This window comes from Pseudomonas alvandae, assembly GCF_019141525.1.
GTDB classification, from domain to species: Bacteria; Pseudomonadota; Gammaproteobacteria; order Pseudomonadales; family Pseudomonadaceae; genus Aquipseudomonas; species Aquipseudomonas alvandae.
On the sequence record NZ_CP077080.1, the window covers coordinates 1899075 to 1925450 of the forward strand.

The following is a 26376-nucleotide window of genomic DNA, read 5'->3' on the forward strand; positions in this document are numbered from 1 at the left end:
CTTGCTCGCGATGAGGCCCTCAGCCCACCATCAAATCCTCAGACGGCAGAAAACCGCTTATCCAGATAATCAATGATCACCTTGGACTCATACATCCAGGTGGTCTCGCCATTCTCTTCAATGCGCAGGCACGGCACCTTGATCCGGCCACCCTGTTCCAGCAGCGTCTGGCGATCCTGTTGGTTATTTTTTGCATCGCGCAGGGCTACCGGTACGTTGAGGCGACGCAGGGTCCGGCGCGTCTTCACGCAGAACGGGCAGGCATGGAATTGATACAACGTCAGGCCGCGAGCTGCCTGTTCGACTTGCGCCTGGGCGTCGGCCGGACGCTTTTTCTTGCCCGGGCGGGTGATGAAGTCGATGAAGATGATGAGCTGGCCCAGGCCAACTCGAAGCGCTTTGACGATCACGTTATAGCCTCACGGCGGAAAGAAGAGGGCGCGCAGCTTACCTGATTTTTCGCGGGCGAAAAAAAACCGGCGATCAATGCCGGTTTTCTTCGCGAGACGCTTTACTTGATCAGGCTGAGGAATTCCATGCGGGTTGCCGCATTTTCCCGGAACTCACCGAGCATCACCGAAGTGATCATCGAGGAATTCTGTTTTTCCACGCCGCGCATCATCATGCACATGTGCTTGGCCTCGATCACCACCGCCACGCCCAGGGCGCCGGTCACCTGCTGGACCGCGTCGGCGATCTGGCGGCTGAGGTTTTCCTGGATCTGCAGGCGACGGGCATACATGTCAACGATGCGCGCGACCTTCGACAGGCCCAACACCTTGCCGCTCGGGATGTAGGCCACGTGGGCCTTGCCGATGAAAGGCAGCAAATGGTGCTCGCACAGAGAGTACAACTCGATGTCCTTGACCAGCACCATCTCGCTGTTGTCGGAGCTGAACAAGGCACCGTTGGTGACCTCTTCCAGGGTCTGTTCATAACCGCGGCAAAGGTACTGCATGGCCTTGGCAGCGCGCTTGGGCGTGTCGAGCAGGCCCTCGCGGGAAACGTCCTCGCCCAGTTGGCCGAGAATCGCGGTGTAATTCTGTTCCAGAGACATGAAACTACCTGTGGGGATTTACGCAAAGGGCAAGGGTACGGTGGCGGACACGGCGCTGCAAGCTCGGCAATCAGGGGCTACTCGTCGCGGCCTTCCATCATGGTGCGCTTGAGCATCACGTAGACCGCCCCGGCGCCGCCGTGCTTCGCCTGGCAGGAGGTGAAGCCGAGCACTTGTGGGTGTTGGCGCAGCCAGGTGTTGACGTGGCTCTTGATCATCGGCCGCTTGCCGTCCAGCCGCACGGCCTTGCCGTGGGTGACGCGCACGCAGCGGATTTCGAACTTGGTGGCTTCGGCGAGAAACGCCCACAGGGTCTCGCGGGCCTTTTCGACGGTCATGCCGTGCAGGTCGAGGCTGCCTTCGAAGGGAATCTGGCCAACCTTCAGCTTGCGCATCTGGCTTTCCTGGACGCCGTCGCGCGCCCACATCAATTCGTCTTCGGGACCGACGTCAATGACGAACTGATCGGACAACCCGTCCACGGTGGTGGCGTCGGTGCGTACGGTGGCGGCCTGGCGCAGCTTGGCGATCTGTGCGCGATCGGCCTTGGGTTTGCCCGTTTCGGCGCGATCGTGTTTGATTGGTTTTACGCCCTGGATCGCACTTTTGAACAGGGAAAAGTCGTCGTCTTGCATGTCAGCCTCCGCGAAGGCCGGCCAGTTTACCCAACTCCGGTAGGATAGGGCGCGACAAAACGTCGGATGGCGGATCAGTCGTGCTTTTTCATCAGGTGCGGAGCCATGGCCAGCTCCAGGGATTGGCGGGCGCGTCGGCGGCAACGGCGCCAGAGCCAGACGCCCAGCAGCAGTACCAACAGACCGATTGCCAGGATGACCGCCGAACCCAGCGGGGTGGCATTCAACTCGCCCAGTGCGGGCGGACGACCAAGCAGGCTGGCGGCACCTGCCATTGCCAGCAGCACACCCAGTGTTGCCAGCAGCGCCGCGATGCCCGCGCCGATACGAAATCGCCAGTTGCTCGGGCCTTTGGGCCGCAAGCGACGTGCGTCAAAACCATCGGATATCTTCATTCCGACCTTCCTCAATGGGTATCGGCCCTTCGACCGGAAGATGTTCGGGTTGTTCCTGAAGCCAAGCCTATTGCGGCAAATGAGAGGCTTTTGCGGATGAGCGGCACAGCGACCGCTCATCCAGGGCGGGATCAGGCGAAGTCGCGGGTCATGGCCAGCGTGGCGAAGTTGTCCGCCATGATTGCCATTTCGGTCTGGTGCACGTGTTCGGCGCTGAGGACGCCGCCCTTGTGCGGCAGGTCGCGCGTGGCGCAGGCATCTTCCACCAGGGTGCAACGGAAACCCAGGTTCTTGGCGGCGCGCACGGTGGTGCTGACGCTGGAATGGCTCATGAAGCCGCAGACGATCAGGTCCAGTGGACCCAGCTCTTCCAGCCGCTTCTTCAGGTCGGTGCCGTGGAAAGCGCTGGGCAGCAGCTTTTCGATCACGGTTTCGTCGCCTTGTGGTTCAAGGCCTGGAATGAATTCCCCGCGTTCACCCTGTGGATCGAACAGCCCGCCATGGGTGCCCAGGTGGCGCACGTGCACGATCGGCCGTCCGGCGGCGCGGGCTGCACCGAGCAGTTGCTTGATGTTCGCGACCGCCGCATCCATGCCGCTCAGGGCCAGGGGGCCGGCGAGGTATTCCTTCTGGGCGTCGATGATGATCAGGGTCGCTTGACTCAGGTTGGCCGCCGCATAACCACGACCACTGAGTTGAAACATCGTTTTTGGAACGGACATTCTGGGGCTCCTTCGAGTGGGGCTTTTGCGACATTCTCCTCTGGCTGAGCGGTTCTGTGAATCGCTTCCATCGCAAGGGCCGTCATTGCTGGCCTACAGCCTTGTCAAGATCTGCGCTTTGTTCAATGGGCCGCGCATAAAACGGAAGAATCCTACAGTTTGTCCGGCATATTTCGTCCTGACTTCAGGCACGTTTGGGTGACCGCGTGTTTGGCTGATAGACTCGCCCGTCGATTTTTCTGGAGTTTGCCGCCGTGATCACTTCCCGCCTTCGCACCCTGCGCGACCATATCCGTTGGGCCGTCAGCCGTTTCCATGGGGAGGATCTGTTCTTTGGCCATGGCACCGACAACGCCTGGGACGAGGCACGCCAGTTAGTGTTGGGCGCGCTGCACCTGCCATGGGAAATTGCCGACAGCTACCTGGATTGCCGCCTCGAAGACGAGGAGTTGGTGCATGTGCAACGCCTGCTGCGCCGGCGCATCGCGGAACGCATTCCGACCGCGTACTTGTTGGGTGAGGCCTGGTTCTGCGGAATGTCCTTCATCGTCGACGAGCGCGTGCTCATTCCGCGTTCGCCCATCGGCGAGTTGATTGAAAAACGTTTCGAGCCTTGGTTGGGCCAGGAGCCTGCACGAATCCTTGACCTGTGCACCGGCTCCGGTTGCATCGGGATCGCTTGCGCCTATGAATTCCCCGAAGCCGAGGTGGTGCTGGCGGACTTGTCGTTCGAAGCGCTGGAAGTCGCCAATCAGAACATCGAGCGCCACGGTGTCGATGAGCGTGTATTCACGGTCCAGGGGGATGGTTTCGATGGGCTGCCGGGGCAACGTTTCGACCTGATCGTGTCGAACCCGCCCTACGTCGATGCGGAAGATTTCGCCGACATGCCCCAGGAATACCAGCATGAGCCGGAGCTAGGCCTGGCCTGTGGCGATGATGGCTTGAACCTGGTTCGGCGGATGCTGGCCGAGGCGGCCGATCATCTGACCGACAAGGGACTGTTGATCGTTGAAGTGGGCAACAGCCAAGTGCACGTCGAAGCGCTGTACCCGGAAGTCGACTTCGCCTGGCTGGAGTTCGAGCGCGGCGGCCACGGTGTGTTCATGCTCAGCGCCGAGCAGTGCCGTGAGCACCAGGCGTTGTTTGCGTCCAAGGTTTGATCCCGGCGGTGTTGGCGACCGCTTTTGTGGCGAGGGGATTTATCCCCGTTGGGGTGCGAAGCGCCCCTAAATCTAACGCCGCAGTGTATCAGAACGAGTGTTGGGGGCTGCTGCGCAGCCCAGCGGGGATAAATCCCCTCGCCACCGGGTGCGTCAGACACTTCTGATAGCCGTCAATGCCGCGTCGCAATCCAGATCAACAGCCCTGCCTGGAACATCGCAAACGCTACCAGGCAAGTGATCGTGAAGCGCAACCCGGTGTCTTCGCGCTTGAACTTGTTGACCTTCTCTTCCTGCTGCTTGAGCTTGACCTCCTGTTCCGCCAGGTTCTGCTCGGCTTGCTGGAGCATCTGTGCGGCTTCGAGGATTTCAACGAATTGCAGTTTTTCGGTGTTCCAGTCGCCCGTTAGATCGCCGACCTGGGCTTGTTTCACGCTGCCCTTGAGGTGCTGCGCGTCGGCGTAGACCACTTCGAAACCGTGGGCCTTGAGGAAGTGATCACGGCGCAGGCGCGTGTCTTCGTTCAGTGCGTCCTTGTTGTTCAAATCGGTGCCGTCAACCCGATAGCTCGACCAACGCTTCTTGGCCCAGGTGATGCCCTGGGCGGCGAGGAAGCGGCCGATGCCCCGATTCAGGGGCTCGACTTGCAAACTGTCGGGCGAGAAGAACAGGCGTTTCTCGACGTGGTCGGCCCAGACGTCGAGGTGGTTCTGTTCCTTGCGCACCCGCTGGCCCGGCAACTTGATGCTCATGCGCAGCAAGCTGCGTTCCTTGCTATGGCGTTCGGCATAGCTGAACTCGACAAACCGCAGGGGTCGCACGCCAGTGGAGCGATCGGTCTTGAGCGGGGCCAGCCGGAGCATTTTGTGATGCTCGGCCTGCACGTCCGCCCAAGGCAGTTCCGCTGCGGCTGGGGTGGCCGTTTCGGCAGCGGTGTCGGGTGAAGTTTCAGTCTCAGTCATAACGGCAAAATCCTGTCCAGGCCGGCTTGTCGGCAGCCGTTGCGCTGTCCGACACCGGTTTATCGGCCGGATTTGCCAAGACTGGAGGGCTATAGGCCACTAAATCCGCTTAACGGGCGGCCAACGTGCCAATAAAACCCAGGATGCGAGTACTGAGTTCGGCTGCCAACGGCAGGTTGGGATCCTTATACGAAGCCAATTGCCGCTTCACATCGTTGGGCACGATGCGCATTACATGGTTCATGCCCTCGATCAGCGCCAGTTCGGCGTCAGGCTTGGCGGCTTTCAACTGTCTGGCGTCGTCGACGCTGACCTGGATATCGTGGCTGCCCTGGATGATCAAGGCCGGCATCTTCAATGCCGCGAACGCCTGGGCCGGGTCCTGGCGGAACAGCGAAATCAGATACGGCTGCACGCTTGGCCGGAAGATGACCTGCAGTTGCGGCGGAACGTTGGGGGCGGGGCGACCGGCCTTGAGGCTGTCGAGCAACTCGTTGCTGCGCAGCATCAGCGGCGGTGGCAAGCGGTTACCGAGCTGCTGACGCAGTACCTGGTCAATCGGACGGGCGCTGCCGGCCAACGAGATGACCGCCGCCGCGTTGGCCTGGGGCGCGGCGAGGCTGGCGATCAGTGCACCTTCGCTGTGGCCCAGCAGAATCAACGGGCCCAGTCGCGGATCGGCGGCCAGCTTGTGGCTCCAGGCCACGGCATCGGCAACGTAGGCTTCGACGCTCAGGTTGCGCTCGTTCGGTGTCGCCGCAAGGCTGGCGGCCACGCCGCGCTTGTCGTAGCGCACGCTGGCGATGTTGTGCTTGGCCAGCACCCAGGCCAGGCGCTTGAGACTGTCATTGCGCCCGCCCTCGGGGTTGTTTCCGTCACGATCCGTAGGACCTGACCCTGAAATGATCAGGACAACGGGCACCGGTGTGTCGGACTTGGGCAACAACAGCGAGCCGAAAAGTTCACCGTTGCCGGTGTCGAGGCTGATGGGGCGTTGCAGCACGGTGGCCTGGGCGAAGCCCGAAAGCAGGCCGGTCAACAGGGTAAGGCTCAAGGCAAACGCTCTTAACATCATGACGCCATTAGTTACGAAGGTGCCGGTTGGACTGGCGGGCACCGATAAGGTTCGAGGATGAACTACTCGGGGAGCCTGCGTATACTGGCGCCCATCTCGACTCTCAGCGATTTCACGGAGCGCCCTGCATGTCCGGCAATACCTACGGCAAGCTGTTCACCGTCACCACCGCGGGCGAAAGCCATGGCCCGGCGTTGGTCGCCATTGTCGACGGCTGCCCGCCGGGCCTGGAGATTTCCCTGGAAGATCTGCAGCGTGACCTGGACCGCCGCAAGCCCGGCACCAGCCGCCACACCACCCAGCGCCAGGAAGCCGATGAAGTCGAAATCCTTTCCGGCGTGTTCGAAGGGCGCACCACCGGCTGTGCGATCGGGCTGCTGATCCGCAATACCGACCAGAAGTCCAAGGACTACTCGGCCATCAAGGACCTGTTCCGCCCGGCCCACGCCGACTACACCTACCACCACAAATACGGCGAGCGCGACTATCGCGGCGGCGGGCGCAGTTCGGCCCGGGAAACCGCGATGCGCGTGGCGGCCGGGGCGATTGCCAAGAAATACCTGGCCAGCCAGGGCATCGTCATCCGTGGCTACATGAGCCAGTTGGGCCCGATCGAAATCCCGTTCAAGACCTGGGATTCGGTGGAACAGAACGCCTTCTTCAGCCCCGACCCGGACAAAGTGCCGGAGCTGGAGGCCTACATGGACCAGTTGCGCCGGGACCAGGATTCGGTCGGCGCGAAGATCACCGTGGTCGCCGAAGGCGTGATGCCTGGCCTGGGCGAGCCGATCTTCGACCGCCTCGACGCCGAACTGGCCCACGCGCTGATGAGCATCAATGCCGTGAAGGGCGTGGAGATCGGCGCCGGTTTCGCCTGTGTGGCCCAGCGCGGCACCGAGCACCGTGATGAACTGACCCCGCAAGGTTTCCTCAGCAACAATGCCGGCGGCATCCTCGGCGGCATCTCCTCGGGCCAGCCGATCGTCGCGCACCTGGCGTTGAAGCCGACCTCCAGCATCACCACGCCGGGACGCTCCATCGACGTTCATGGCAACCCGGTCGACGTCATCACCAAGGGCCGCCATGACCCCTGCGTGGGCATCCGCGCCACGCCGATCGCCGAAGCGATGATGGCGATCGTGCTGATGGATCATCTGTTGCGCCATCGCGGCCAGAACGCCGACGTGCAAGTCGGTACGCCGGTGCTGGGTCAGCTTTGATGGCTGGCCTGCCGACCGCCCTGGCCTGACGCGCATGGCGGCGTTGCCGTACTGGCGGCTTTCCAGTTTCTACCTGTTCTATTTCGCGTTGCTCGGTTCGACCGCGCCGTTCCTGGCGCTGTACTTCGATCACTTGGGGTTCAACGCGGCACGCATTGGCGAGCTGGTGGCGATCCCCATGCTGATGCGCTGCGTGGCGCCGAATCTCTGGGGCTGGCTGGGGGACTATACCGGCCGGCGCCTGGCGATCGTGCGGTTCGGCGCGATCTGTACGCTGTTGAGCTTCTCGCTGATCTTCATCGACAAGAGCTACGCCTGGCTGGCGATGGTCATGGCGCTGCATGCGTTCTTCTGGCACGCGGTGCTGCCGCAGTTCGAAGTCATTACCCTGGCCCACTTGAGTGGGCAAGCCTCGCGCTACAGCCAGATTCGCCTGTGGGGCTCCATCGGTTTCATCATCACCGTGGTGGTCCTTGGCCGCTTGTTCCAATGGCTGAGCCTGGACATTTATCCCGTCGCCCTGGCCTTGATCATGGGCGGCATCGTACTGAGCAGCTTCTGGGTGCCCAACGCCCAGCCGGTCCAGGGGCCGCGAGTGGCCGGGGACGGTTTCCTGCGGCAATTGCGCAACCCGGGGGTGCTGGCGTTTTATGCCTGTGTCGGCCTGATGCAGATGAGCCATGGGCCGTATTACACCTTCCTGACGTTGCACCTGGAGCGCCTGGGTTACAGCCGTGGATTGATCGGCGTGCTCTGGGCCGTCGGCGTGGTGGCCGAAGTGTTGGTGTTCCTGTTCATGAGCCGGATCCTGGCGCGGTTCTCCGTGCGCCGGGTGCTGATGGCGAGTTTCCTGCTGGCGGCGCTGCGCTGGTTGCTGCTGGGGTCGCTGGCCGAGTTCCTCTGGATACTGTTGTTTGCCCAGGTGCTGCACGCGGCGACGTTCGGCAGCTTTCACGCCGCTGCCATCCATTTCGTGCAACGTAGTTTCGGCCCGCGCCAGCAAGGCCAGGGCCAGGCGCTTTACGCCGCGCTGGCCGGGACCGGCGGGGCGTTGGGCGCACTGTATTCCGGCTACAGCTGGAATGCCTTGGGCGCCGGTTGGACATTCAGCATCGCCAGCCTCGCAGCCTTCGCTGCAGCCGTTATCATTGCCACACGCATGCAAGAGGACAGGCCATGAGCCTTACCCGTGAACAGCTCGCCCAGCAGATCATTGACGCCGGGCGTTTTTTATACGGTCGCGGTTGGTCGCCGGCCACCAGCAGCAACTATTCGACCCGGTTGTCCGCTGACCAGGCCTTGCTCACCGTGTCGGGCAAGCACAAGGGACAGTTGTGCATCGACGATGTGCTCGCCACCGACCTGGATGGCAACAGCCTGGAGCCAGGCAAGAAACCGTCGGCCGAAACCCTGCTGCACACCCAGTTGTATCGCTGGCGTCCGCAGATCGGTGCGGTGTTGCACACCCATTCGGTGAACGCCACGGTGCTGTCGCGCCTGACCGGCGAAGCGTTCATTGACTTTGAAGACTATGAACTGCAAAAAGCCTTCAGCGGTGTAACCACCCATGAATCCCGCGTCCGTGTGCCGATTTTCGACAACGACCAGGACATCGCCCGCCTGGCCGCCAAGGTCCAACCCTGGCTGGAAGCGCATCCCGATTGCGCCGGTTACCTGATCCGCGGCCACGGCCTGTACACCTGGGGGCCGGGCATGAACGATGCGCTGCGCCAGATCGAAGCGTTTGAATTCCTGTTCGAGTGCGAGCTCAAGACCCGCGCACTCCTGAACCGATAATTGCTGGAGCCATTGCCATGAGCAGCCTGTCCGTCTACCACGTTTCGAGTCCCGATATTCCGAACAAGGTCCTGACCCACTTCGAGGACATCGCCTCGACCCTGGCCGAAAAAGGCGTGCGGTTCGACCGTTGGGAAGCCGCGACGAAAATCCAGCCCGGCGCCAGCCAGGATGAAGTGATCGCCGCCTACAAGACCCAGATCGACCAGCTGATGACCGAGCGCGGCTACGTCACGGTCGATGTCATCAGCCTCAACAGCGACCATCCGCAGAAAGCCGAACTTCGCGCCAAGTTCCTTGATGAACATCGGCACGGCGAGGACGAAGTGCGATTTTTCGTCGCCGGTCGTGGGCTGTTTACCTTGCACATCGACGATTACGTCTACGCGGTCCTGTGCGAAAAGAACGACCTTATTTCCGTGCCCGCCGGTACGCCGCACTGGTTCGACATGGGCGAACACCCACATTTCGTTGCCATTCGCCTGTTCAACAACCCGGAAGGCTGGGTCGCCAAGTTCACCGGCGACGACATCGCCAGCCGCTTCCCGCGCCTGGAGGACTGACTTCGTGACAATCAAAGCCATCCTCACCGACATCGAAGGCACCACCAGCGCGGTGAGTTTTGTCTTCGACGTGTTGTTTCCCTATGCCGCCGAGCACCTGCCGGATTTCGTCCGGCAGAACGCCGGTCGCGCCGACGTGGCGGAACAATTGGCCGCTGTGCGTCGCGACAGCCATGAGCCGGACGCCGATGTGGAGCGGGTCATCACAATCCTGCTGGGCTGGATCGCCGAGGACCGCAAGGCCACGCCGCTCAAGGCGTTGCAGGGCATGGTCTGGGAGCAGGGCTACCAGGCCGGGCAGTTGAAAGGTCATGTTTACCCGGATGCGGTGCAGGCACTGAAAGATTGGCACCAGCAAGGCTATCGGTTGTTTGTGTATTCCTCGGGCTCGATCCAGGCGCAAAAACTGATTTTTGGCTGTTCCGAGGCGGGCGACCTGTCGCCGTTGTTCAGCGGTTATTTCGACACCACGTCCGGGCCCAAGCGGGAGGCGCAGTCCTACCAGCGCATCAGCGAGGCGATGGGCATCGCGCCAGGGGAGATTCTTTTCCTGTCGGACATCGTCCAGGAACTGGACGCGGCCCGTGACGCCGGGATGGCCACCTGTGGCCTGGCGCGTGAAGGTGGCGAACTGGCCGGTCACGAAACCCTGGCAAGCTTTGCGGACATCGAGCCGTCCCGGTTCGGCGCCTGAACGGCAGGCAAAAAAAATCAGGCCATGGAACCGTAAGGCTCCAGGCCTGATCCCAACACAGCGTGTCAGGCGCTGTGGTAGGTCGGTAGCGCGAAGCGGTGCTGGCTTTGCAGCATCGCCACGGGCGGCAACTCGCTGGCTTGCTCAGCCAGATCGCGGCGAATCGCACTGATGGCCCAAGACAACTGGTCCCCGGCGTGCAATTGCGCGTAGGAAATCGTGCGCTTGAACAGTTTGCCGTCGCTGTTGCGCAAGGTCAGCAGGATGCCTCCATCCGGGCGTGCCTGGGTGGTGACTTCGTAGTTGGAAAACAGCGATGCAAACTTCTCTTGAATCATATTCATCGTTCATTGCTCCATGGTGTGGCAAACCGTGGAGGGGTAGTTGCAGTGTCTGTGCCAGCATTCGATTAATTTAAAAACCATTAAAAAACAACGAGATACGGATTTCGCGTATTTTTGCTTTCGTGCAACTTGCATGAACGGCCATCGTGCATCCTGCATTTTGCGTGGTCGGGCGTTTATTTATGGAACCAAACCGTGTCCTCGCGCTCACGCCTCGCCTGTGCCGGGCCGTGGATACAAAACATTGCAAAAACCGCATGTACAGCCGTCAAACGGCTGGGTACTTTCGAGCCGAAATCCGCACACGCCCATGACAAGAACCACGGCCCACGAGGTCGAGCGGGGAAGGATCACCCATGAGTCGTACACCCAGCGACGCCATTACCTGGGGCATGATGCTGCGCAAGCTGCCCACCATCGCCAGGGCGGTTCCCCGCATTGTCAAAGGCATGAAACTCGCCAACGTCCAGGACCCGACGCAGCCCTGCGGCCTGGGCTGGTGCTTCGAGCAGGCCACGCAACGCAATCCCCAAGGCCCGGCGCTGCTGTGCGGCGACGCGGTGCTGAGTTATGCACAGGTCAACGAGCAGGCCAATCGCATCGCCCATTACCTGTCGGCGCAAGGCGTGGGCAAGGGCGATTGTGTAGCGATCTTTATCGAGAACCGTCCACAGTTGCTGATCACCGTGCTGGCCGTGGCGAAGGTTGGTGCGGTCAGCGCGATGATCAATACCGCGCAGACGGGCGATGCCCTGGTGCACAGCCTTGCGTTGGTCACGCCGGTGGCCGTGGTGGTCGGGGACGAACGGGTTGCGGCGTTCGACGACGTGCGTGGCCGGGTCGGGCTATCGCACGGGCGAACCTGGTGGGTGGCGGATCAGGAAAACGTCCCTGCGCCGTCCGGATTCGTCGACTTGATGCGTGCAAGCGAGCAATACCCGGGCGAGAACCCGGCCAGCAGCCAGCACGTATTCTTCGATGATCCCTGTTTCTATCTGTACACCTCCGGCACCACCGGGCTGCCCAAGGCCGGGGTCTTTCGCCATGGCCGCTGGATGCGCACCGCCACCAGTTTCGGCCTGATTGCCTTGGACATGCAGCCCGAGGACATCGTCTATTGCACGCTGCCGCTGTATCACGCCACCGGCCTGTGCGTGTGCTGGGGCGCGGCGGTATGCGGTGCTTCGGGTTTCGCCATGCGCCGCAAATTCAGCGCCAGCCAGTTCTGGAGCGACGTGCGACGGTATCAGGCAACCACGCTGGGTTACGTCGGTGAGTTGTGCCGTTATCTCGTTGATCAGCCCGCCAGCACCACGGACCGGGCGCACAGCGTGACGAAAATGATTGGCAACGGCCTGCGCCCCGGCGCGTGGGCTGCGTTCAAGACACGTTTCGGCGTTGACCATATCTGTGAACTCTACGCGGCCAGCGACGGCAATATCGGTTTCACCAACATCCTCAACTTTGACAACACGGTCGGGTTTTCCCTGATGGCCTGGGCGCTGGTGCGCTACGACCACGACAGCGGCGCGCCATTGCGCAACCTGCAGGGACGCATGCAGAAAGTCCCCAGGGGTGAGCCGGGCCTGCTCTTGGCTCGCATTGATGACAAGGCACCGCTGGACGGTTACACCGATCCGACCAAGACCGAGAAAATCATCTACCGGGACGTCTTTATCCCGGGCGATCGCTACTTCAATACCGGTGATCTGCTGCGCAACATCGGTTTTGGCCATGGGCAGTTCGTCGATCGCCTTGGCGACACCTACCGCTGGAAAGGCGAGAACGTTTCCACCACCGAAGTCGAGAACGTGCTGCTGCAACATCCGCAGATTGCCGAGGCGGTGGCCTATGGCGTTGAGATCAACGGCACCAATGGCCGTGCCGGCATGGCCGCGATTACGCCGGCCGAATCCCTGGCGACCCTGGACTTCAGCGAGCTGCTGCGGTTTCTGCAATGCAAGTTGCCTGCTTACGCGGTGCCACTGTTCTTGCGCATCAAGGTGAAGATGGACACCACCGGCACCTTCAAATACCAGAAGACCCGTCTCAAGGCTGAGGCCTTTGACCCCTGCCTCACGGGTGATGAGCCGATCTACGCCTGGCTGCCTGACAGCTCGACCTATGTGCGTGTGGACCGGCAATTGTCGACAGGGATCCAGGGCGGCCAGTACCGCTATTGATTCTGGCTATGACCGCTGCAGATAAAAAAGGGATGACAGGCCCCGGGTCCCTCGGGAAACTAGCGGCTTTGCAACGAACCGATGGAGTTTCCATGTCCGATACAAGCCGCCAGATGACCCCTGAAGAGGCTGCGGAGTTTGCCGAGCAGGTCTTCAACGTTGCCCGCCAGGGCGACGCCGCGATGATGGCCGCGCTGCTGAGCAAGGGCTTGCCGCCGAACCTGCGCAATCACAAGGGCGATACCTTGCTGATGTTGGCCGCGTACCACGGGCATGTTGAAACGGTGAAAGTCCTGCTGGAACACAAGGCCGATCCGGAGATCCGCAACGACAACGGCCAGAGCCCGATTGCCGGGGCGGCGTTCAAGGGTGACCTGGCGGTGGTTTCAGCCTTGGTGGACGGTGGCGCGCAAGTGGAAGGTTCCTCGTTCGATGGCCGCACGGCGTTGATGATGGCGGCGATGTTCAACCGGGTGGAAATCGTCGATTACCTGATCAGCAAAGGCGCCGACCCCAAGGCCAAGGATGCCAACGGCGTCTCGGCACTGGACGCCGCCAGGACCATGGGCGCGGTGGACACCACGGCGCAGTTGGAAAAATTGTTGAGCTGACAATGAAGCTTTTTGTGGCGAGGGAGCTCTTGTGGCGAGGGGATTTATCCCCGCTGGGGCGCGAAGCGGCCCTAAATCTGGCAACTCGGTATGTCAGATTAATCGGGGGCCGCTTCGCAGCCCAGCGGGGATAAATCCCCTCGCCACAGCAAGCTCCCTCGCCACGGGACCCTGACTTGGCCTGGGGGATGCGCTATCCTTCGAGGCCGCAAAAATACATCGCCACAGGAATAGCCCCATGAAAGCCGCACTCGTCGAACTCATCAGCAAAATCAGCTCCGGCTGCCTGGGCGAGGCGGACATCGAGAAGATCGCCGATGAAGCGGCCCAGGCCTACGCCGACCCGGTGGCTTTCCTGGCGGCCAACCCGGACATCAACTACGACGACACTTTCCCGATCCCGCTGGGCGAATGGGTGGTGGTCGGCAGCCTGCCGGACACCGTGTTGTTCCAGGCCGATACCTACGTCGAATTGTTCGAACAGATCGTCGCCTCGTTCGGCCCCGGCGTTGCGTTCAACCTCAAGCCCAAGCAACTGGCAAAGACTGAAGCCCTGACCGCGCTCAACCGCATCCAGATCCAGATGAGCAGCCTGAACAAGGAAAACGGCGGCTATGTGCTGATGAACATCAGCCAGTTGCTCGACGATGAATTACAGATGGTGCTGGTGTACGGCAATGACCTGCCACGCGTGCTGGAGTTGTGTGCCGAAGTCGGCATCGCTGCGGCGCCGGCCCTCGAAGCCCTCAAGGTTGCGGTCCACGTCTGAAGCAATAAAACGGAACCCTTGCCCAGGCCCCGCTATCCTAAGTGGGCATGTCACCATTTGGGAGCGACACCATGGGTTCCACCTTCAACGGCCTGATCGGCCTGATTATCCTGGCGCTCGATATCTGGGCGATCATCAACGTACTCAAAAGTGGCGCGGAAACCGGGATGAAAATCCTCTGGGTGCTGCTGATCCTGCTGTTGCCGGTGTTGGGCCTGATCATCTGGGCGATTGCCGGGCCGCGTGGCAACGTGCGGGTCTGACCGTTCGCCAATAACTCCCTGATAAAAAGAATGCCCGACAGGTCGTGACCTGTCGGGCATTTTTTTGCGCGACGGTTTCAGGCGGTCGCCAGCGAAGCCTTCTGCGAAGCGCTCAGGAAGCGCAGCAATGCCAGCAGCGGGAAGGCGCTGCCAACGATCACCACCCACAGCCAGCCGCCGTGTTCATAGACCGCACTGGCGATCGATGAGCCAAATGCACCGCCGATGAAAATGCTGGTCATGTACAGCGCATTCAGTCGGCTGCGGCTTTTCGCGTCGAGGGCGTAGATGGTGCGTTGGCCCAGGACCATGTTCATCTGTACACAGAAATCCAGGACCACGCCGGTCACTGCCAGGCCAATCACGCTGTAGATCGGGTGGATGAACGCCGGCAGGAAACTCAGGCTGGCGAACAACATGGCCAGCAGCGAAGCGATCCGGGTGTGTCCGGCGTCCGCCAGGCGGCCGGCAATGGGCGCGGCGATGGCGCCGATTGCTCCGACCAGGGCGAACAGCGCGATCTCCGTCTGGGACAGGCCATGGTTACGCGCCAGTTCTAGCGGTACGGCGGTCCAGAACAGACTGAATGTGGCGAACATGCAGGCTTGGTAGAAGGCCCGTTGCCGTAGCTGCGGCTGCTGGCGCAACAAGGTGCCGAGCGAACCCAGCAGTTGGCCGTAGGACGCGCTGTGGTCGGGCTGGCGCTTGGGCACGGTCAACGCCAGGACGACGCTGATGGCCGCCATCAGCGCGGCGGCGATGATAAACATGGCCCGCCAGCCGAAATGATCGGCCACCACGCTGGACACCGGCCGCGCCAACAGAATCCCCAGCAACAGGCCGCCCATGATCCCACCGACGACCCGTCCCCGGGATTCCTCCGGCGCCAGGTGCGCGGCCAGCGGAATCAGGACTTGTACCGAGACGGAACTGAAACCCACCAGCAGCGAGACCAGCAGGAACACATTCGGCTGATCGGTGAAGGCCGCCCCCAGCAAACTGGCAATCGCGACCACGGTGGTGAGGATCATCAAGCGCCGGTTTTCCAACAGGTCGCCCAGCGGCACCAGGAAAAACAGGCCCAGGGCATAGCCGATCTGGGTCAGCGAGACGATCAGGCTGGCCATGGTGCTGCTCAGGCCGACGTCGGGTGCGATCAGTTCGATAATGGGTTGGGCGTAGTAGATGTTGGCAACGATGGCGCCGCAGCAGAAAGCAAACAACAGGACCATGCCGCGGGTCAGGGTGCTGCCGGGCGAGGTGGGATGAGCACTCATGGCAATCTCGTCGATCAATTGAAAGGATGGCGTGAGGCTAAAGACTTGCAGGGCTCTGGAACAGGGCTTTGTGGCTGATATCAGTCATGCTTGTTGTTAATGATGGATCTCAATATGTAGGAAAGCTGTGTGGCGAGGGGATTCATCCCCGCTGGGCTGCGCAGCGGCCCCAAGAGAGCGGCTCAATGCAATCAGTCTGATACACCGGAGCTTGCGCTTTCAGGGCTGCTGCGCAGCCCAACGGGGATGAATCCCCTCGCCACAGGACCGCGCGCAGCTCATTGTTCCTTTATTGCCCGCTATAGATCTGGTCGAAAACCCCACCGTCATTGAAATGAGTCTTTTGCACGGTGCGCCAGTCGCCGAAGGTTTTCTCGACCGACAGGAAGTCAACTTTCGGGAAACGGTCGGTGTACTTGGCCAGCACCGCCGGGTCCCGTGGACGAAGGTAGTTGGCGGCGGCGATTTCCTGGCCTTCAGGCGACCACAGGTATTTGAGGTACGCCTCGGCGGCTTCGCGGGAGCCTTTCTTCTCGACCACTTTATCCACAACGCTCACCGGTGGCTCGGCTTCGGCGGACACGCTTGGGTAGACCACTTCGAACTGGTCGCGGCCAAACTCGCGGGCGATCATTTCCGCTTCGTTTTCAAAGGTCACCAGCACGTCGCCGATCTGGTTGGTCATGAAGGTCGTCGTCGCTGCGCGGCCACCGGTGTCCAGCACGGGGGCTTGCTTGAACAGCTTGCCGACGAAATCCTTGGCCTTGTTCTCGTCGCCACCGTTCTTGAGCACATAGCCCCACGCCGACAGGTAGGTGTAGCGGCCGTTGCCGGAGGTTTTCGGGTTGGGCACGATTACCTGCACGCCATCCTTGAGCAGGTCGGGCCAATCCTTCAGCGCTTTCGGATTGCCCTTGCGCACGATGAACACCGTGGCCGAGGTGAACGGCGCGCTGTTGTTCGGCAGGCGGGTGACCCAGTTGTCCGGAACCAGCTTGCCGTTGTCCGCCAAGGCGTTGATGTCGGTGGCCATGTTCATGGTAATGACATCCGCCGGCAGGCCGTCGATGACCGAACGCGCCTGCTTGCTGGAACCGCCGAACGACATTTGCACGGTGATGTTCTCGTTGTGTTCGGCTTGCCAGTGTTTCTGGAACGCGGCGTTGTAATCCTTGTAGAAGTCGCGCATCACGTCATAGGAAACGTTCAGCAGGGTCGGGGCGGCGTGGGCCAGGCTGCCGAAGGTCAGGCCAGCGGCAAGAAGAGAGGCGCCAAAGAATTTCTTCACAGCGAATTCCTTTTTATTGGAAAGGGGGCGGGCGATAAGCCAGCACACTAGCGATAAGCTTATAAGCCTTCAAGCACTAAAAAGTGCTTTGCTTATTCCATTTTCTTGAACAGCGCGTTGCCACAACGGGAGCAGAAAGCCGCACCGTGCTCATGGTTGTTTTTGCTGCACACCGGGCAGTCATGCTGGAGTTGATCGCCGCGCATGGCCGTGGCGAGTTCAGCGGTGAAGATACCCGTCGGTACGGCGATGATCGAATAGCCGGTGATCATCACCAGGGAAGAAATGACCTGGCCCAGCGGCGTCTTCGGCACGATGTCGCCGAAGCCCACGGTAGTGAGTGTCACGATAGCCCAATAGATCCCCTTGGGGATGCTGGTAAAGCCATGCTCGGGCCCTTCGATGACATACATCAGCGTGCCAAACACCGTCACCAGGGTCGATACGCTGACCAGGAACACAATGATCTTCTGCTTGCTGCCCCGTAGCGCGGCCAATAGGTAATTGGCCTGCTTGAGGTACGGGCTGAGCTTCAGCACCCGGAAGATCCGCAACATACGGATGATCCGCACGATCAGCAGGTATTGGGCATCGCTGTAGTACAGCGCGAGGATGCCCGGCACGATCGCCAGCAGGTCTACCAATCCGTAGAAGCTGAACGCGTAGCGCAGCGGCTTCGGCGAGCAGTACAGGCGCAGGCCGTATTCGACCAGAAAGATGAAGGTGAAGCCCCACTCGATGTAAGCCAGCAGGGCCGCGTAGTTCTTGTGAACGCTGTCGATGCTGTCGAGCATCACGATCACCAGGCTGGCCAGGATGATCAGCAACAGGGTGCTGTCGAAGCGTCGGCCCGCCACGGTATCGGTCTGGAAAATAATGACGTAGAGGCGTTCCCGCCAGTTGTTGCTGCTGTCCATGACTTTCGCCTGAATCAATAATCAGCGAAGCCTAGGGCGATTGCCCTGCGCAGTGCAAGGCGCGGTATCGAGGATTACCTGATGCCAGAGCCGCCCAGTCGCCTGAACCAGCCAGCAGGCGAGGATGAACGGTGCCGTCAGCGGCGCCACGCCCAGCGCTGCGAAACCTGGTGTGAGAAAGACTGCCAGAGCAATGCCCGTCAGTGGCGGCCATGGTTTGCGGGTGTGTTGGCCGAGGGCCAGGGCCACCAACGCCGGGTTGTAGCCGCCCAGTCCCGACAGGGCCAGGTTGCCGTCGTGATGCAGCCAGGCGAATGCAACGCCGACGATGGACCCGAACAGCGCCCAGCCAGCGGCGCGACGATTGGCGACCAGCAGGCCGATTGCAATCAGCGCGCCGGCCAGTGGGTGGTCGAGAAACATCACTTGGCCCAGGCCGTTCAAAGGAGCCAGCAGCAGATTGGGCGAACTGATCTCCACCGACGCGGGCGGTGGGGAGGGCGGGGCCAAACCCAGCAGCAACCAACCCAGCCCCACGAATGGCGCGGTATAGGCGGGCAGGCAGTGAGGGCCAGGGGTTCGCTTGAGCCATTGCTGGGTCAGCATCGCACTGATGCCGCCGCCGGCAATGATCAGCGGTGGCAACAAGGGCGACCAGGGCAGCTTCAGGCTCAACATCAATCCCAGCAGGATCCCGTTATAGCTGAAGAGGCCGGCTTGCCGATGCTCCTTGGCATAACCGCGTCGCTGCGCCGTCAGCAATCCCGCCACACCGCCCAGCAGCGCGCCGCCGAGCAAGGCCGGCGCGGTGAGCAGGATTGCCAACAGGCACAGCAAGCCGCACAGCGGATGGCGCTGGAGGAAAATCTGGCTGAAGCCGTTGAGCAGGGCGGTGGCCCAGTCGGGGCAGTGGGTGTTGGACATGATAGGTGAGTGTCAGAGGGACCGGGTCGACTTCATCGCGAGCAAGCTCGCTCCCACACTGGGTTTGCGGCGTTCACAAAACCCTGTGGGAGCGAGCTTGCTCGCGATGAGGTCAGTACAGGCGCTAGATCAACGTCTCGATACGCAGCGAATTGGTCGACCCCGGCTGCCCGAACGGCACGCCCGCGGTGATCAGCAAAGTGTCGCCACGCTGGGCCATGCCTTGGGCCTGGGCGATTTCCAGCGCCGTGGAGCACACCTCATCGACCTGCTTCAAACGGTCATTGACCACCGAATGCACGCCCCAGGCTACGGTCAGTCGGCGGGCGGCCTGCAGATTCGGCGTCAGGTTGAGGATCGGTACCGTCGGCCGTTCCCGCGCCGCCCGCAGGCTGGAACTGCCCGACTCGCTGTAGTTCACCAACACCGCCACTGGCAGGACGTTGCTGATCCGGCGGATCGCGCAACTGATGGCGTCCGACACCGTGGCCTCGGCTTTCGGCCGGCTGACGTCCAACTGCGCCTGGTAGTCCGGGCCGTTTTCTACCTGGCGGATGATCTTGCTCATCATCTGCACGGCTTCGAGGGGGTAGTCGCCGGAAGCGGTTTCCGCCGACAGCATCACCGCATCGGCACCTTCGGCCACGGCGTTGGCGACGTCGGTGACTTCGGCGCGGGTTGGCGCCGGGGAGAAACGCATCGATTCGAGCATCTGCGTGGCCACGACCACTGGTCTGCCGAGGGCACGGCAGGTGCCGATGATGGTCTTCTGGATCTGCGGCACGCTCTCGGCCGGGACCTCGACGCCAAGATCCCCGCGGGCAACCATGATCGCGTCGCTCAGTTCAGCGATCTCGCGCAGTTGGGTGACGGCCGATGGTTTTTCGATCTTGGCCATCAGGAACGCCTTGTCGCCGATCAGCGCGCGGGCTTCGCGGATGTCCTCGGGACGCTGCACGAACGACAGCGCCACCCAGTCCACGCCCAGCTCCAGGCCGAAGCTCAAGTCGCGACGATCCTTGGCGGTGAGTGGGCTCAGGTCGAGCACGGCCTGGGGCACGTTCACGCCCTTGCGGTCCGACAGCTCGCCGCCGTTGAGCACCTCGGTGTCGATGGCGTCGCTGTGCCTGGCGGTCACGCGCAAGCGCAGCTTGCCGTCGTCCAGCAGCAAATCCATGCCCGGCTCCAGCGCCGCGATGATCTCCGGGTGGGGTAGGTTGACCCGGCGCTGGTCGCCGGGTGTCGGGTCCAGGTCCAACCGCAGGGCCTGGCCGCGCTGCAGCAGGACCTTGCCGTCGGCGAATTTGCCCACCCGCAGTTTCGGTCCCTGCAAGTCCATCAGGATGCCCAAGGGGTAATTGAGCTGCTGCTCGACTTCGCGGATCCACTGGTAGCGCTGGGCGTGGTCGGCATGGTCGCCGTGGCTGAAGTTCAGGCGAAAGATGTTCACACCGGCCTGCACCAGTTCGCGGATGTCATCGATGCCACGGGTGGCGGGGCCGAGGGTCGCGAGGATCTTGACCTTTTTATCAGGCGTCATTTTTCGGGTTCTCGAGGATCAGGATGGCGCGAAAGTCGTTGACGTTGGTGCGGGTCGGCTCGGTGACGATCAACGCATCCAGCGCGGCGAAGTAGCCGTAGCCATTGTTGTTATCCAACTCGTCGCTGGCGCACAGGCCCAGCTCGGCGGCGCGGCGATAGCTGTCCGGGGTCATGATTGCTCCGGCGTTGTCCTCGGAACCGTCGATGCCATCGGTGTCGCCGGCCAGCGCGTGGATGCCGGGATGGCCCTTGAGGCTGTCGGTCAGGCTCAGCAGGAATTCGGCGTTGCGTCCGCCACGGCCATTGCCGCGCACGGTGACAGTGGTTTCGCCGCCAGACAGGATCACGCACGGCGCCGCCAAGGGTTGGCCATGCAGGGCGATTTGCCGGGCGATGCCGGCGTGGACCTTCGCCACTTCCCGGGATTCGCCTTCCAGGTCACCGAGGATCAACGGGCTGAAACCGGCCTGGCGTGCTTTCACGGCTGCGGCTTCCAGGGATTGCTGGGGGCGGGCGATCAGTTGGAAATGACTGCGGGCCAGGCTCGGGTCGCCGGGCTTGATGGTTTCCGATTCCGGGCTTTGCAGCCAGGTGCGCACCGTGGCCGGGATCTCAATGTCATAGCGCTTGAGAATCGCCAGGGCCTCGGCTGAGGTGCTGGGGTCGGCCACGGTGGGGCCGGACGCGATGACTGTGGCCAGGTCACCGGGCACGTCGGAAATCGCATAGGTGTAGACCGTCGCCGGCCAGCAGGCTTTGCCCAGGCGTCCGCCCTTGATCGCCGAGAGATGCTTGCGCACGCAATTCATCTCGCCGATGGTCGCGCCGGATTTGAGCAAGGCTTTGTTGATCGATTGTTTGTCGGCCAGGGTAATGCCGGCCGCCGGCAAGGCCAGCAACGCCGAGCCCCCGCCGGACAGCAGGAAAATCACCCGGTCGTCTTCATTCAGGTTGCTGACGAGTTGGAGCACCCGTCCAGCCACTTCCAGGCCGGCGGCGTCCGGCACCGGGTGAGCGGCTTCCACTACTTCGATTTTCTGGCAGGGCGCGCCATGGCCGTAGCGGGTCACCACCAGGCCGCTGACCTCGCCCTGCCAGCAACGCTCGACCACTTGCGCCATCGCGGCCGCCGCCTTGCCGGCACCGATGACGATTACCCGGCCGCTGCGGTCGCTGGGCAGGTATTGTTCGAGGACGTGCTGCGGATGCGCCGCGTCGATGGCTGTGGCAAACAGCTCGCGCAGCAGTTGTTGCGGATCGACCGACATGGCGGGCTCCCGATTTTTATTATTGGAATTGACGCAGACCCTGTGGGAGCGAGCTTGCTCGCGATAGCGGTTTTACATTCAACAATGATGTTGGCTGGGCTACTGCTATCGCGAGCAAGCTCGCTCCCACAGGTAAAGGGCAGGGCTTATTTATCGCGAATGGAGAAATTCGCCATGTGCTCCAACCCCTTGATCAACGCCGAGTGATCCCAGTTGCTGCCACCGATGGCCGCGCACGTGCTGAACACTTGCTGGGCGTTGGCGGTGTTGGGCAGGTTGATGTTCAGTTCCTTGGCGCCTTGCAGGGCCAGGTTCAGGTCCTTCTGGTGCAGGCTGATGCGGAAGCCGGGGTCGAAGGTGCCCTTGATCATGCGTTCGCCGTGGACTTCGAGAATCTTCGACGAAGCGAAACCACCCATCAGTGCTTCACGAACCTTCGCCGGGTCAGCGCCATTTTTTGCGGCGAACAGCAGCGCTTCGGCCACCGCCTGGATGTTCAGGGCAACGATGATTTGATTCGCGACTTTCGCGGTCTGGCCATCGCCGTTGCCACCGACCAGGGTGATGTTCTTGCCCATGGCCTGGAACAACGGCAAGGCGCGCTCGAAGGCGGCGCTGTCGCCACCGACCATGATGCTCAGGGTCGCGGCCTTGGCACCGACTTCACCGCCGGACACCGGGGCGTCGAGGTACTGGGCGCCTTTTTCGTTGATTTTCGCCGCGAAGGTCTTGGTGGCGGTCGGCGAGATCGAACTCATGTCGATCACCACTTTGCCCTTGCCCACGCCAGCTGCGACACCGTCGGCGCGGAACAGCACGTCTTCGACCTGCGGAGTGTCCGGGACCATGACGATGATGAACTCGGCTTCCTGGGCCACTTCCTTCGGATTGGCCAATGCCACCGCGCCACCGGCCAGCAGGTCGGCCGGGGCCGGGTCGTGGTGCTGGGACAGGAACAGGCTGTGACCGGCTTTTTGCAGGTTCAGTGCCATTGGGTGGCCCATGATGCCGGTGCCGATGAATCCGATTTTAGCCATGAAAAAATCCTCTCTTATTAAAGTGCCCGCGGACGCTTGTGGTCAGATCGCGTTATGGGTTTTCAGCCAGCCCAGTCCCGCTTCAGTGGTGGTCAGCGGCTTGTATTCGCAGCCGATCCAACCCTGGTAGCCGATGCGGTCCAGGTGTTCGAACAGGAAGCGGTAGTTGATCTCGCCCGTGCCCGGCTCGTTGCGGCCCGGGTTGTCCGCCAGTTGCACATGGTTTATCTCGCCCAGGTGCGCCGACAGGGTCCGGGCCAGGTCGCCTTCCATGATTTGCATGTGATAGATGTCGTATTGCAGGAACAGGTTGGCGCTGCCCACCTGCTCGCGGATCGACAGGGCCTGGGCCGTGTTGTTCAGGTAGAAGCCCGGGATGTCGCGGGTATTGATCGCTTCCATCACAAGCTTTATGCCTTCGCCTTGCAGCTTTTCGGCGGCGTACTTCAGGTTGGCGAGGAACGTTTTTTCCGCCAGAGCCTCGTCGCACTTCTGCGGACGAATCCCGGCCAGGCAATTGACCTGGGTATTGCCCAGCACTTTTGCGTAGGCAATCGCCAAGTCGACCCCGGCGCGGAATTCTTCGACCCGATCCGGCAGGCAGGCGATGCCGCGCTCACCCTTGGCCCAGTCGCCGGCCGGCAGGTTGAACAGCACCTGGGTCAGGCCATTGGCGTCGAGCAGGGCCTTGAGTTCGGCGGAGCTGTAGTCGTAGGGGAACAGGTATTCGACGCCACTGAAACCGGCCTTGGCGGCCGCTTCGAAACGGGCGAGGAAATCCTGCTCAGTGAACAGCATGGACAGGTTGGCGGCGAAACGCGGCATGGTGGTCTCCTGTAAATAGTTGGCAGGCCTCCCTTGTGGGAGCGAGCTTGCTCGCGATAGCGGTGTGCCTGCTTGCATTCCTATTGAATGTAGCGCCGTCATCGCGAGCAAGCTCGCTCCCACAGGGACGCCGGTCGGTCAGTCGAGTAACGAAATGGCGGTCGGTGCATCGTTGCCCACCAGCGCCAGGTCTTCAAATTCATTGACGGCGTTGATCTCGGTGCCCATGGAAATATTGGTCACCCGTTCGAGGATGATCTCGACGATCACCGGCACCTTGAACTCTTCGATCATCTCCTGGGCCTTGCGCAGCGCCGGTTGGATGCCGGACGGTTCGAACACCCGCAACGCCTTGCAGCCCAGGCCTTCGGCCACGGCGATGTGGTCCACGCCGTAACCGTTGAGCTCCGGTGCGTTGAGGTTGTCGAATGACAGCTGCACGCAGTAATCCATGTCGAAGCCGCGCTGGGCCTGGCGGATCAAGCCCAGGTAGGAGTTGTTCACCACGACATGGATGTACGGCAGCTTGAACTGCGCGCCCACCGCCAATTCCTCGATCATGAACTGGAAATCATAGTCGCCCGACAACGCGACGACCTTGCGGCTCGGATCGGCCTTGACCACCCCGAGCGCGGCCGGAATGGTCCAGCCCAGGGGGCCGGCCTGGCCGCAGTTGATCCAGTGGCGTGGCTTGTAGACGTGGAGGAACTGCGCGCCGGCGATCTGCGACAGGCCGATCGTGCTGACGTAGCAGGTGTCCTTGCCGAACACCTGGTTCATTTCCTCATAAACGCGCTGCGGCTTGACCGGCACGTTGTCGAAGTGGGTCTTGCGTTGCAGGCTGGCCTTGCGTTGCTGGCAATCCTGGAGCCAGGCGCTGCGGTCCTTCAGCTTACCGGCGGCTTGCCATTCGCGGGCCACTTCGATGAACACGGTCAAGGCCGAAGCCGCGTCGGAAACGATGCCCAGGTCTGGAGTGAACACGCGGCCGATTTGCGTCGGCTCGATGTCCACGTGAATGAACGTGCGGCCTTCGGTGTAGACGTCCACCGAACCGGTGTGACGGTTGGCCCAACGGTTGCCAACGCCCAGCACCACGTCGGATTTAAGCAGCGTTGCGTTGCCATAGCGGTGGGAGGTTTGCAGACCGACCATGCCGACCATCAACGGGTGATCGTCGGGGATCGTGCCCCAGCCCATCAAGGTAGGGATGACCGGGATACCGGTCAGCTCGGCGAACTCCACCAGCAGTTCGCTGGCATCGGCATTGATGATGCCGCCGCCGGCCACCAGCAACGGGCGTTCAGCCTGGTTGAGCATCGCCAGCGCTTTTTCGATCTGCACACGGTTGGCCGCGGGTTTGGCCAGGGGCAGCGGCTGGTACGCATCGATGTCGAATTCAATCTCGGCCATCTGCACATCGAACGGCAGGTCGATCAGCACCGGGCCGGGGCGGCCGGAGCGCATTTCGTAGAAAGCTTTCTGGAAGGCATACGGCACCTGGCCCGGTTCCAGGACGGTGGTCGCCCACTTGGTCACTGGCTTGACGATGCTGGTGATGTCCACGGCCTGGAAATCTTCCTTGTGCATACGGGCGCGGGGCGCTTGCCCGGTGATGCACAGGATCGGGATCGAGTCGGCAGAAGCGCTGTAGAGCCCGGTCACCATATCGGTACCGGCCGGCCCCGAAGTACCGATGCACACACCGATATTGCCGGCCTTGGTGCGGGTGTAGCCCTCGGCCATGTGCGAGGCGCCTTCAACGTGCCGAGCGAGGACATGATCGATGCCGCCAACTTTTTGCAGGGCGGAGTACAGCGGGTTGATCGCAGCACCCGGGATGCCGAAGGCAGTGTCCACGCCTTCACGGCGCATCACCAGGACGGCGGCTTCGATTGCTCTCATTTTGCTCATTATTTTGTGCCTCTTACGTTTTGTAATTGTATACAAGTGGCTTTGCGGCAGAGTGTATTCATGGCGAATGGCGCAGGTCAATCCCTTTCCTCAAGCACGCGTTTAATTCGTTGGGAACCTGATTCTACTGCGGCCTTTTGTCGCTGAAGGTGATTTGCGTAAATTATTGTATACAAAAATATATATTGTTGTGTTCTATTTGTGGCGTTCGGTTTTTCTGAAAGTGAAGCCGCCAAGGCTTTCCCATAACAAAAGAAGGACAGCATCCATGAGCGTTCTAACCTTGAAAATTGCCATCAATCTGGCGGGGCAGGCCCTCGCCGCAGGTCGCGAAATCAGCGCGGCACCCTTGACCGTCGCGGTCCTGGACAGCGGCGGGCACCTGGTGGCCTTGCAGCGTGAAGACGGCGCCAGCCTGCTGCGCCCACAAATCGCCATCGGCAAGGCATGGGGCGCCATCGCCCTGGGCAAGGGCTCCCGCCTGCTCGCCCAGGACGCCCAACAGCGCCCGGCGTTCTTTGCGGCTTTGAATGGTCTGGGGCAAGGCAACATCGTGCCGGCGCCGGGCGGGGTATTGATCCGGGATCAGGAGGGCAGGGTCCTGGGGGCGATCGGGGTGAGTGGGGATGTTTCGGATGTGGATGAGCAGGTGGCGGTGAGGGCGGTGGAGGCGGTGCAGTTGAGGGCGGATGTGGGGGTTGCTGTTTGATTTTGCGGTGAATTGACGGGCGTCTTCGCGAGCAAGTCGGAGCGCACCGCACCGCCGCTCCCACAGGTTTTCGGTGCTCGACACAGCATGTATGAACACAGCAAGTCCCTTGTGGGAGCGGGCTTGCTCGCGAAGGCGATCAACCATACACATCCGGCAAAAAGACTAATTCCGATGTGGCATTCACCGAAGCTAGCCTTTCCAGACTTCATCAAAAAGGGG

28 protein-coding genes are annotated in these 26376 nt (G+C 61.7%); 11 read left to right on the top strand and 17 right to left on the bottom strand.

The features are described from left to right. Positions 1-38 precede the first annotated feature (38 nt). The 5 genes from KSS97_RS08405 to KSS97_RS08425 form a co-directional block, all read right to left on the bottom strand. Positions 39-410, bottom strand: coding sequence for a glutathione S-transferase N-terminal domain-containing protein (locus KSS97_RS08405; protein ID WP_030142336.1), 372 nt, complete (start codon positions 408-410; stop codon positions 39-41). A 101-nt stretch (positions 411-511) separates the two neighbouring features. Beyond that, complete coding sequence (gene folE / locus KSS97_RS08410; RefSeq protein WP_030142335.1) at positions 512-1057, bottom strand: GTP cyclohydrolase I FolE; 546 nt, start codon at positions 1055-1057, stop codon at positions 512-514. Positions 1058-1134: 77 nt separating this feature from the next. Further along, complete coding sequence (locus KSS97_RS08415; RefSeq protein WP_025214971.1) at positions 1135-1692, bottom strand: Smr/MutS family protein; 558 nt, start codon at positions 1690-1692, stop codon at positions 1135-1137. A 74-nt stretch (positions 1693-1766) separates the two neighbouring features. Then, positions 1767-2087, bottom strand: coding sequence for a hypothetical protein (locus KSS97_RS08420; protein WP_030142334.1), 321 nt, complete (start codon positions 2085-2087; stop codon positions 1767-1769). Positions 2088-2218: 131 nt separating this feature from the next. Further along, a complete protein-coding gene (locus tag KSS97_RS08425) occupies positions 2219-2809 on the bottom strand; it encodes a cysteine hydrolase family protein (protein ID WP_030142333.1) in 591 nt (196 codons plus the stop codon). Positions 2810-3063: 254 nt separating this feature from the next. Between KSS97_RS08425 and prmB the strand changes: the two genes are divergently transcribed. Further along, on the top strand, positions 3064-3972 hold the full coding sequence (prmB, locus tag KSS97_RS08430) for a 50S ribosomal protein L3 N(5)-glutamine methyltransferase (protein ID WP_217861450.1): 909 nt from the start codon (positions 3064-3066) through the stop codon (positions 3970-3972). A 173-nt stretch (positions 3973-4145) separates the two neighbouring features. Here prmB and KSS97_RS08435 read toward each other — a convergent pair whose 3' ends face one another. Together KSS97_RS08435 and KSS97_RS08440 are read right to left on the bottom strand one after the other, a co-directional pair. Further along, positions 4146-4934 (bottom strand): hypothetical protein, encoded by a 789-nt coding sequence (locus KSS97_RS08435; RefSeq protein WP_198798318.1) that lies wholly within the window; start codon positions 4932-4934, stop codon positions 4146-4148. Positions 4935-5043: 109 nt separating this feature from the next. Continuing rightward, the gene (locus KSS97_RS08440) at positions 5044-6009 is read right to left on the bottom strand and encodes an alpha/beta hydrolase (RefSeq protein WP_030142330.1); all 966 of its coding nucleotides are present in this window, start codon (positions 6007-6009) and stop codon (positions 5044-5046) included. Positions 6010-6137: 128 nt separating this feature from the next. Here KSS97_RS08440 and aroC point away from each other — a divergent pair, with 128 nt between their 5' ends. From aroC to mtnC, 5 genes are read left to right on the top strand one after another with little or no spacing between them, the layout of a single operon-like run. Next, positions 6138-7229 (top strand): chorismate synthase, encoded by a 1092-nt coding sequence (gene aroC, locus KSS97_RS08445; RefSeq protein WP_217861451.1) that lies wholly within the window; start codon positions 6138-6140, stop codon positions 7227-7229. A 34-nt stretch (positions 7230-7263) separates the two neighbouring features. Beyond that, positions 7264-8409: an MFS transporter gene (locus tag KSS97_RS08450; RefSeq protein WP_030142328.1), complete on the top strand. Its 1146-nt coding sequence runs from the start codon at positions 7264-7266 to the stop codon at positions 8407-8409. Continuing rightward, positions 8406-9026 carry a methylthioribulose 1-phosphate dehydratase gene (locus KSS97_RS08455; protein ID WP_030142327.1) on the top strand — a complete coding sequence of 207 codons (621 nt, stop codon included), beginning with the start codon at positions 8406-8408 and terminating at the stop codon, positions 9024-9026. Before KSS97_RS08450 ends, KSS97_RS08455 begins: the two co-directional genes overlap by 4 nt. A gap of 17 nt (positions 9027-9043) precedes the next feature. After that, positions 9044-9589 carry a 1,2-dihydroxy-3-keto-5-methylthiopentene dioxygenase gene (locus KSS97_RS08460; RefSeq protein WP_217861452.1) on the top strand — a complete coding sequence of 182 codons (546 nt, stop codon included), beginning with the start codon at positions 9044-9046 and terminating at the stop codon, positions 9587-9589. A gap of 4 nt (positions 9590-9593) precedes the next feature. Next, positions 9594-10283: an acireductone synthase gene (gene mtnC / locus KSS97_RS08465; protein ID WP_030142325.1), complete on the top strand. Its 690-nt coding sequence runs from the start codon at positions 9594-9596 to the stop codon at positions 10281-10283. Between the two features lie 65 nt (positions 10284-10348). On the opposite strand, the gene KSS97_RS08470 is transcribed toward mtnC, so the two are convergent. After that, on the bottom strand, positions 10349-10627 hold the full coding sequence (locus KSS97_RS08470; protein WP_030142324.1) for a DUF3509 domain-containing protein: 279 nt from the start codon (positions 10625-10627) through the stop codon (positions 10349-10351). Positions 10628-10983: 356 nt separating this feature from the next. On the opposite strand from KSS97_RS08470, the gene KSS97_RS08475 reads away from it, so the two are divergent. The 4 genes from KSS97_RS08475 to KSS97_RS08490 all read left to right on the top strand — a co-directional run bounded on the left by KSS97_RS08475 (position 10984) and on the right by KSS97_RS08490 (position 14453). Further along, complete coding sequence (locus KSS97_RS08475; protein WP_217861453.1) at positions 10984-12810, top strand: long-chain-acyl-CoA synthetase; 1827 nt, start codon at positions 10984-10986, stop codon at positions 12808-12810. 92 nt (positions 12811-12902) lie between these two features. Beyond that, a complete protein-coding gene (locus KSS97_RS08480; protein WP_217861454.1) occupies positions 12903-13421 on the top strand; it encodes an ankyrin repeat domain-containing protein in 519 nt (172 codons plus the stop codon). Positions 13422-13659: 238 nt separating this feature from the next. Beyond that, a complete protein-coding gene (locus KSS97_RS08485) occupies positions 13660-14190 on the top strand; it encodes a hypothetical protein (protein WP_030142321.1) in 531 nt (176 codons plus the stop codon). A gap of 71 nt (positions 14191-14261) precedes the next feature. After that, a complete protein-coding gene (locus KSS97_RS08490; protein WP_030142320.1) occupies positions 14262-14453 on the top strand; it encodes a PLDc N-terminal domain-containing protein in 192 nt (63 codons plus the stop codon). Positions 14454-14530: 77 nt separating this feature from the next. Here the strand turns inward: KSS97_RS08490 and KSS97_RS08495 are convergent, their stop codons facing one another. The 9 genes from KSS97_RS08495 to gcl all read right to left on the bottom strand — a co-directional run bounded on the left by KSS97_RS08495 (position 14531) and on the right by gcl (position 25445). Next, positions 14531-15730 (bottom strand): MFS transporter, encoded by a 1200-nt coding sequence (locus tag KSS97_RS08495; protein ID WP_217861455.1) that lies wholly within the window; start codon positions 15728-15730, stop codon positions 14531-14533. Between the two features lie 289 nt (positions 15731-16019). Next, the gene (locus KSS97_RS08500; RefSeq protein WP_030142318.1) at positions 16020-17018 is read right to left on the bottom strand and encodes a sulfate ABC transporter substrate-binding protein; all 999 of its coding nucleotides are present in this window, start codon (positions 17016-17018) and stop codon (positions 16020-16022) included. A gap of 92 nt (positions 17019-17110) precedes the next feature. Continuing rightward, entirely contained in the window at positions 17111-17935 is an 825-nt protein-coding gene (locus KSS97_RS08505; protein ID WP_198798312.1) for an ion transporter, read from the bottom strand. 21 nt (positions 17936-17956) lie between these two features. Continuing rightward, positions 17957-18859 carry an urea transporter gene (locus KSS97_RS08510; protein WP_217861456.1) on the bottom strand — a complete coding sequence of 301 codons (903 nt, stop codon included), beginning with the start codon at positions 18857-18859 and terminating at the stop codon, positions 17957-17959. A 124-nt stretch (positions 18860-18983) separates the two neighbouring features. Continuing rightward, on the bottom strand, positions 18984-20399 hold the full coding sequence (gene pyk, locus KSS97_RS08515; protein WP_198798310.1) for a pyruvate kinase: 1416 nt from the start codon (positions 20397-20399) through the stop codon (positions 18984-18986). Continuing rightward, positions 20389-21669: a glycerate kinase type-2 family protein gene (locus tag KSS97_RS08520; RefSeq protein WP_030142314.1), complete on the bottom strand. Its 1281-nt coding sequence runs from the start codon at positions 21667-21669 to the stop codon at positions 20389-20391. Before KSS97_RS08520 ends, pyk begins: the two co-directional genes overlap by 11 nt. A gap of 146 nt (positions 21670-21815) precedes the next feature. Beyond that, positions 21816-22706 (bottom strand): 2-hydroxy-3-oxopropionate reductase, encoded by an 891-nt coding sequence (locus KSS97_RS08525; protein ID WP_217861457.1) that lies wholly within the window; start codon positions 22704-22706, stop codon positions 21816-21818. Between the two features lie 42 nt (positions 22707-22748). Then, positions 22749-23531, bottom strand: a complete 783-nt coding sequence (gene hyi, locus KSS97_RS08530; RefSeq protein WP_217861458.1) for a hydroxypyruvate isomerase — start codon at positions 23529-23531, stop codon at positions 22749-22751. A gap of 138 nt (positions 23532-23669) precedes the next feature. Continuing rightward, positions 23670-25445 carry a glyoxylate carboligase gene (gene gcl, locus KSS97_RS08535; RefSeq protein ID WP_030142311.1) on the bottom strand — a complete coding sequence of 592 codons (1776 nt, stop codon included), beginning with the start codon at positions 25443-25445 and terminating at the stop codon, positions 23670-23672. A gap of 268 nt (positions 25446-25713) precedes the next feature. On the opposite strand from gcl, the gene KSS97_RS08540 reads away from it, so the two are divergent. Beyond that, positions 25714-26154: a GlcG/HbpS family heme-binding protein gene (locus KSS97_RS08540; RefSeq protein WP_030142310.1), complete on the top strand. Its 441-nt coding sequence runs from the start codon at positions 25714-25716 to the stop codon at positions 26152-26154. The last annotated feature ends 222 nt before the right edge of the window (positions 26155-26376 follow it).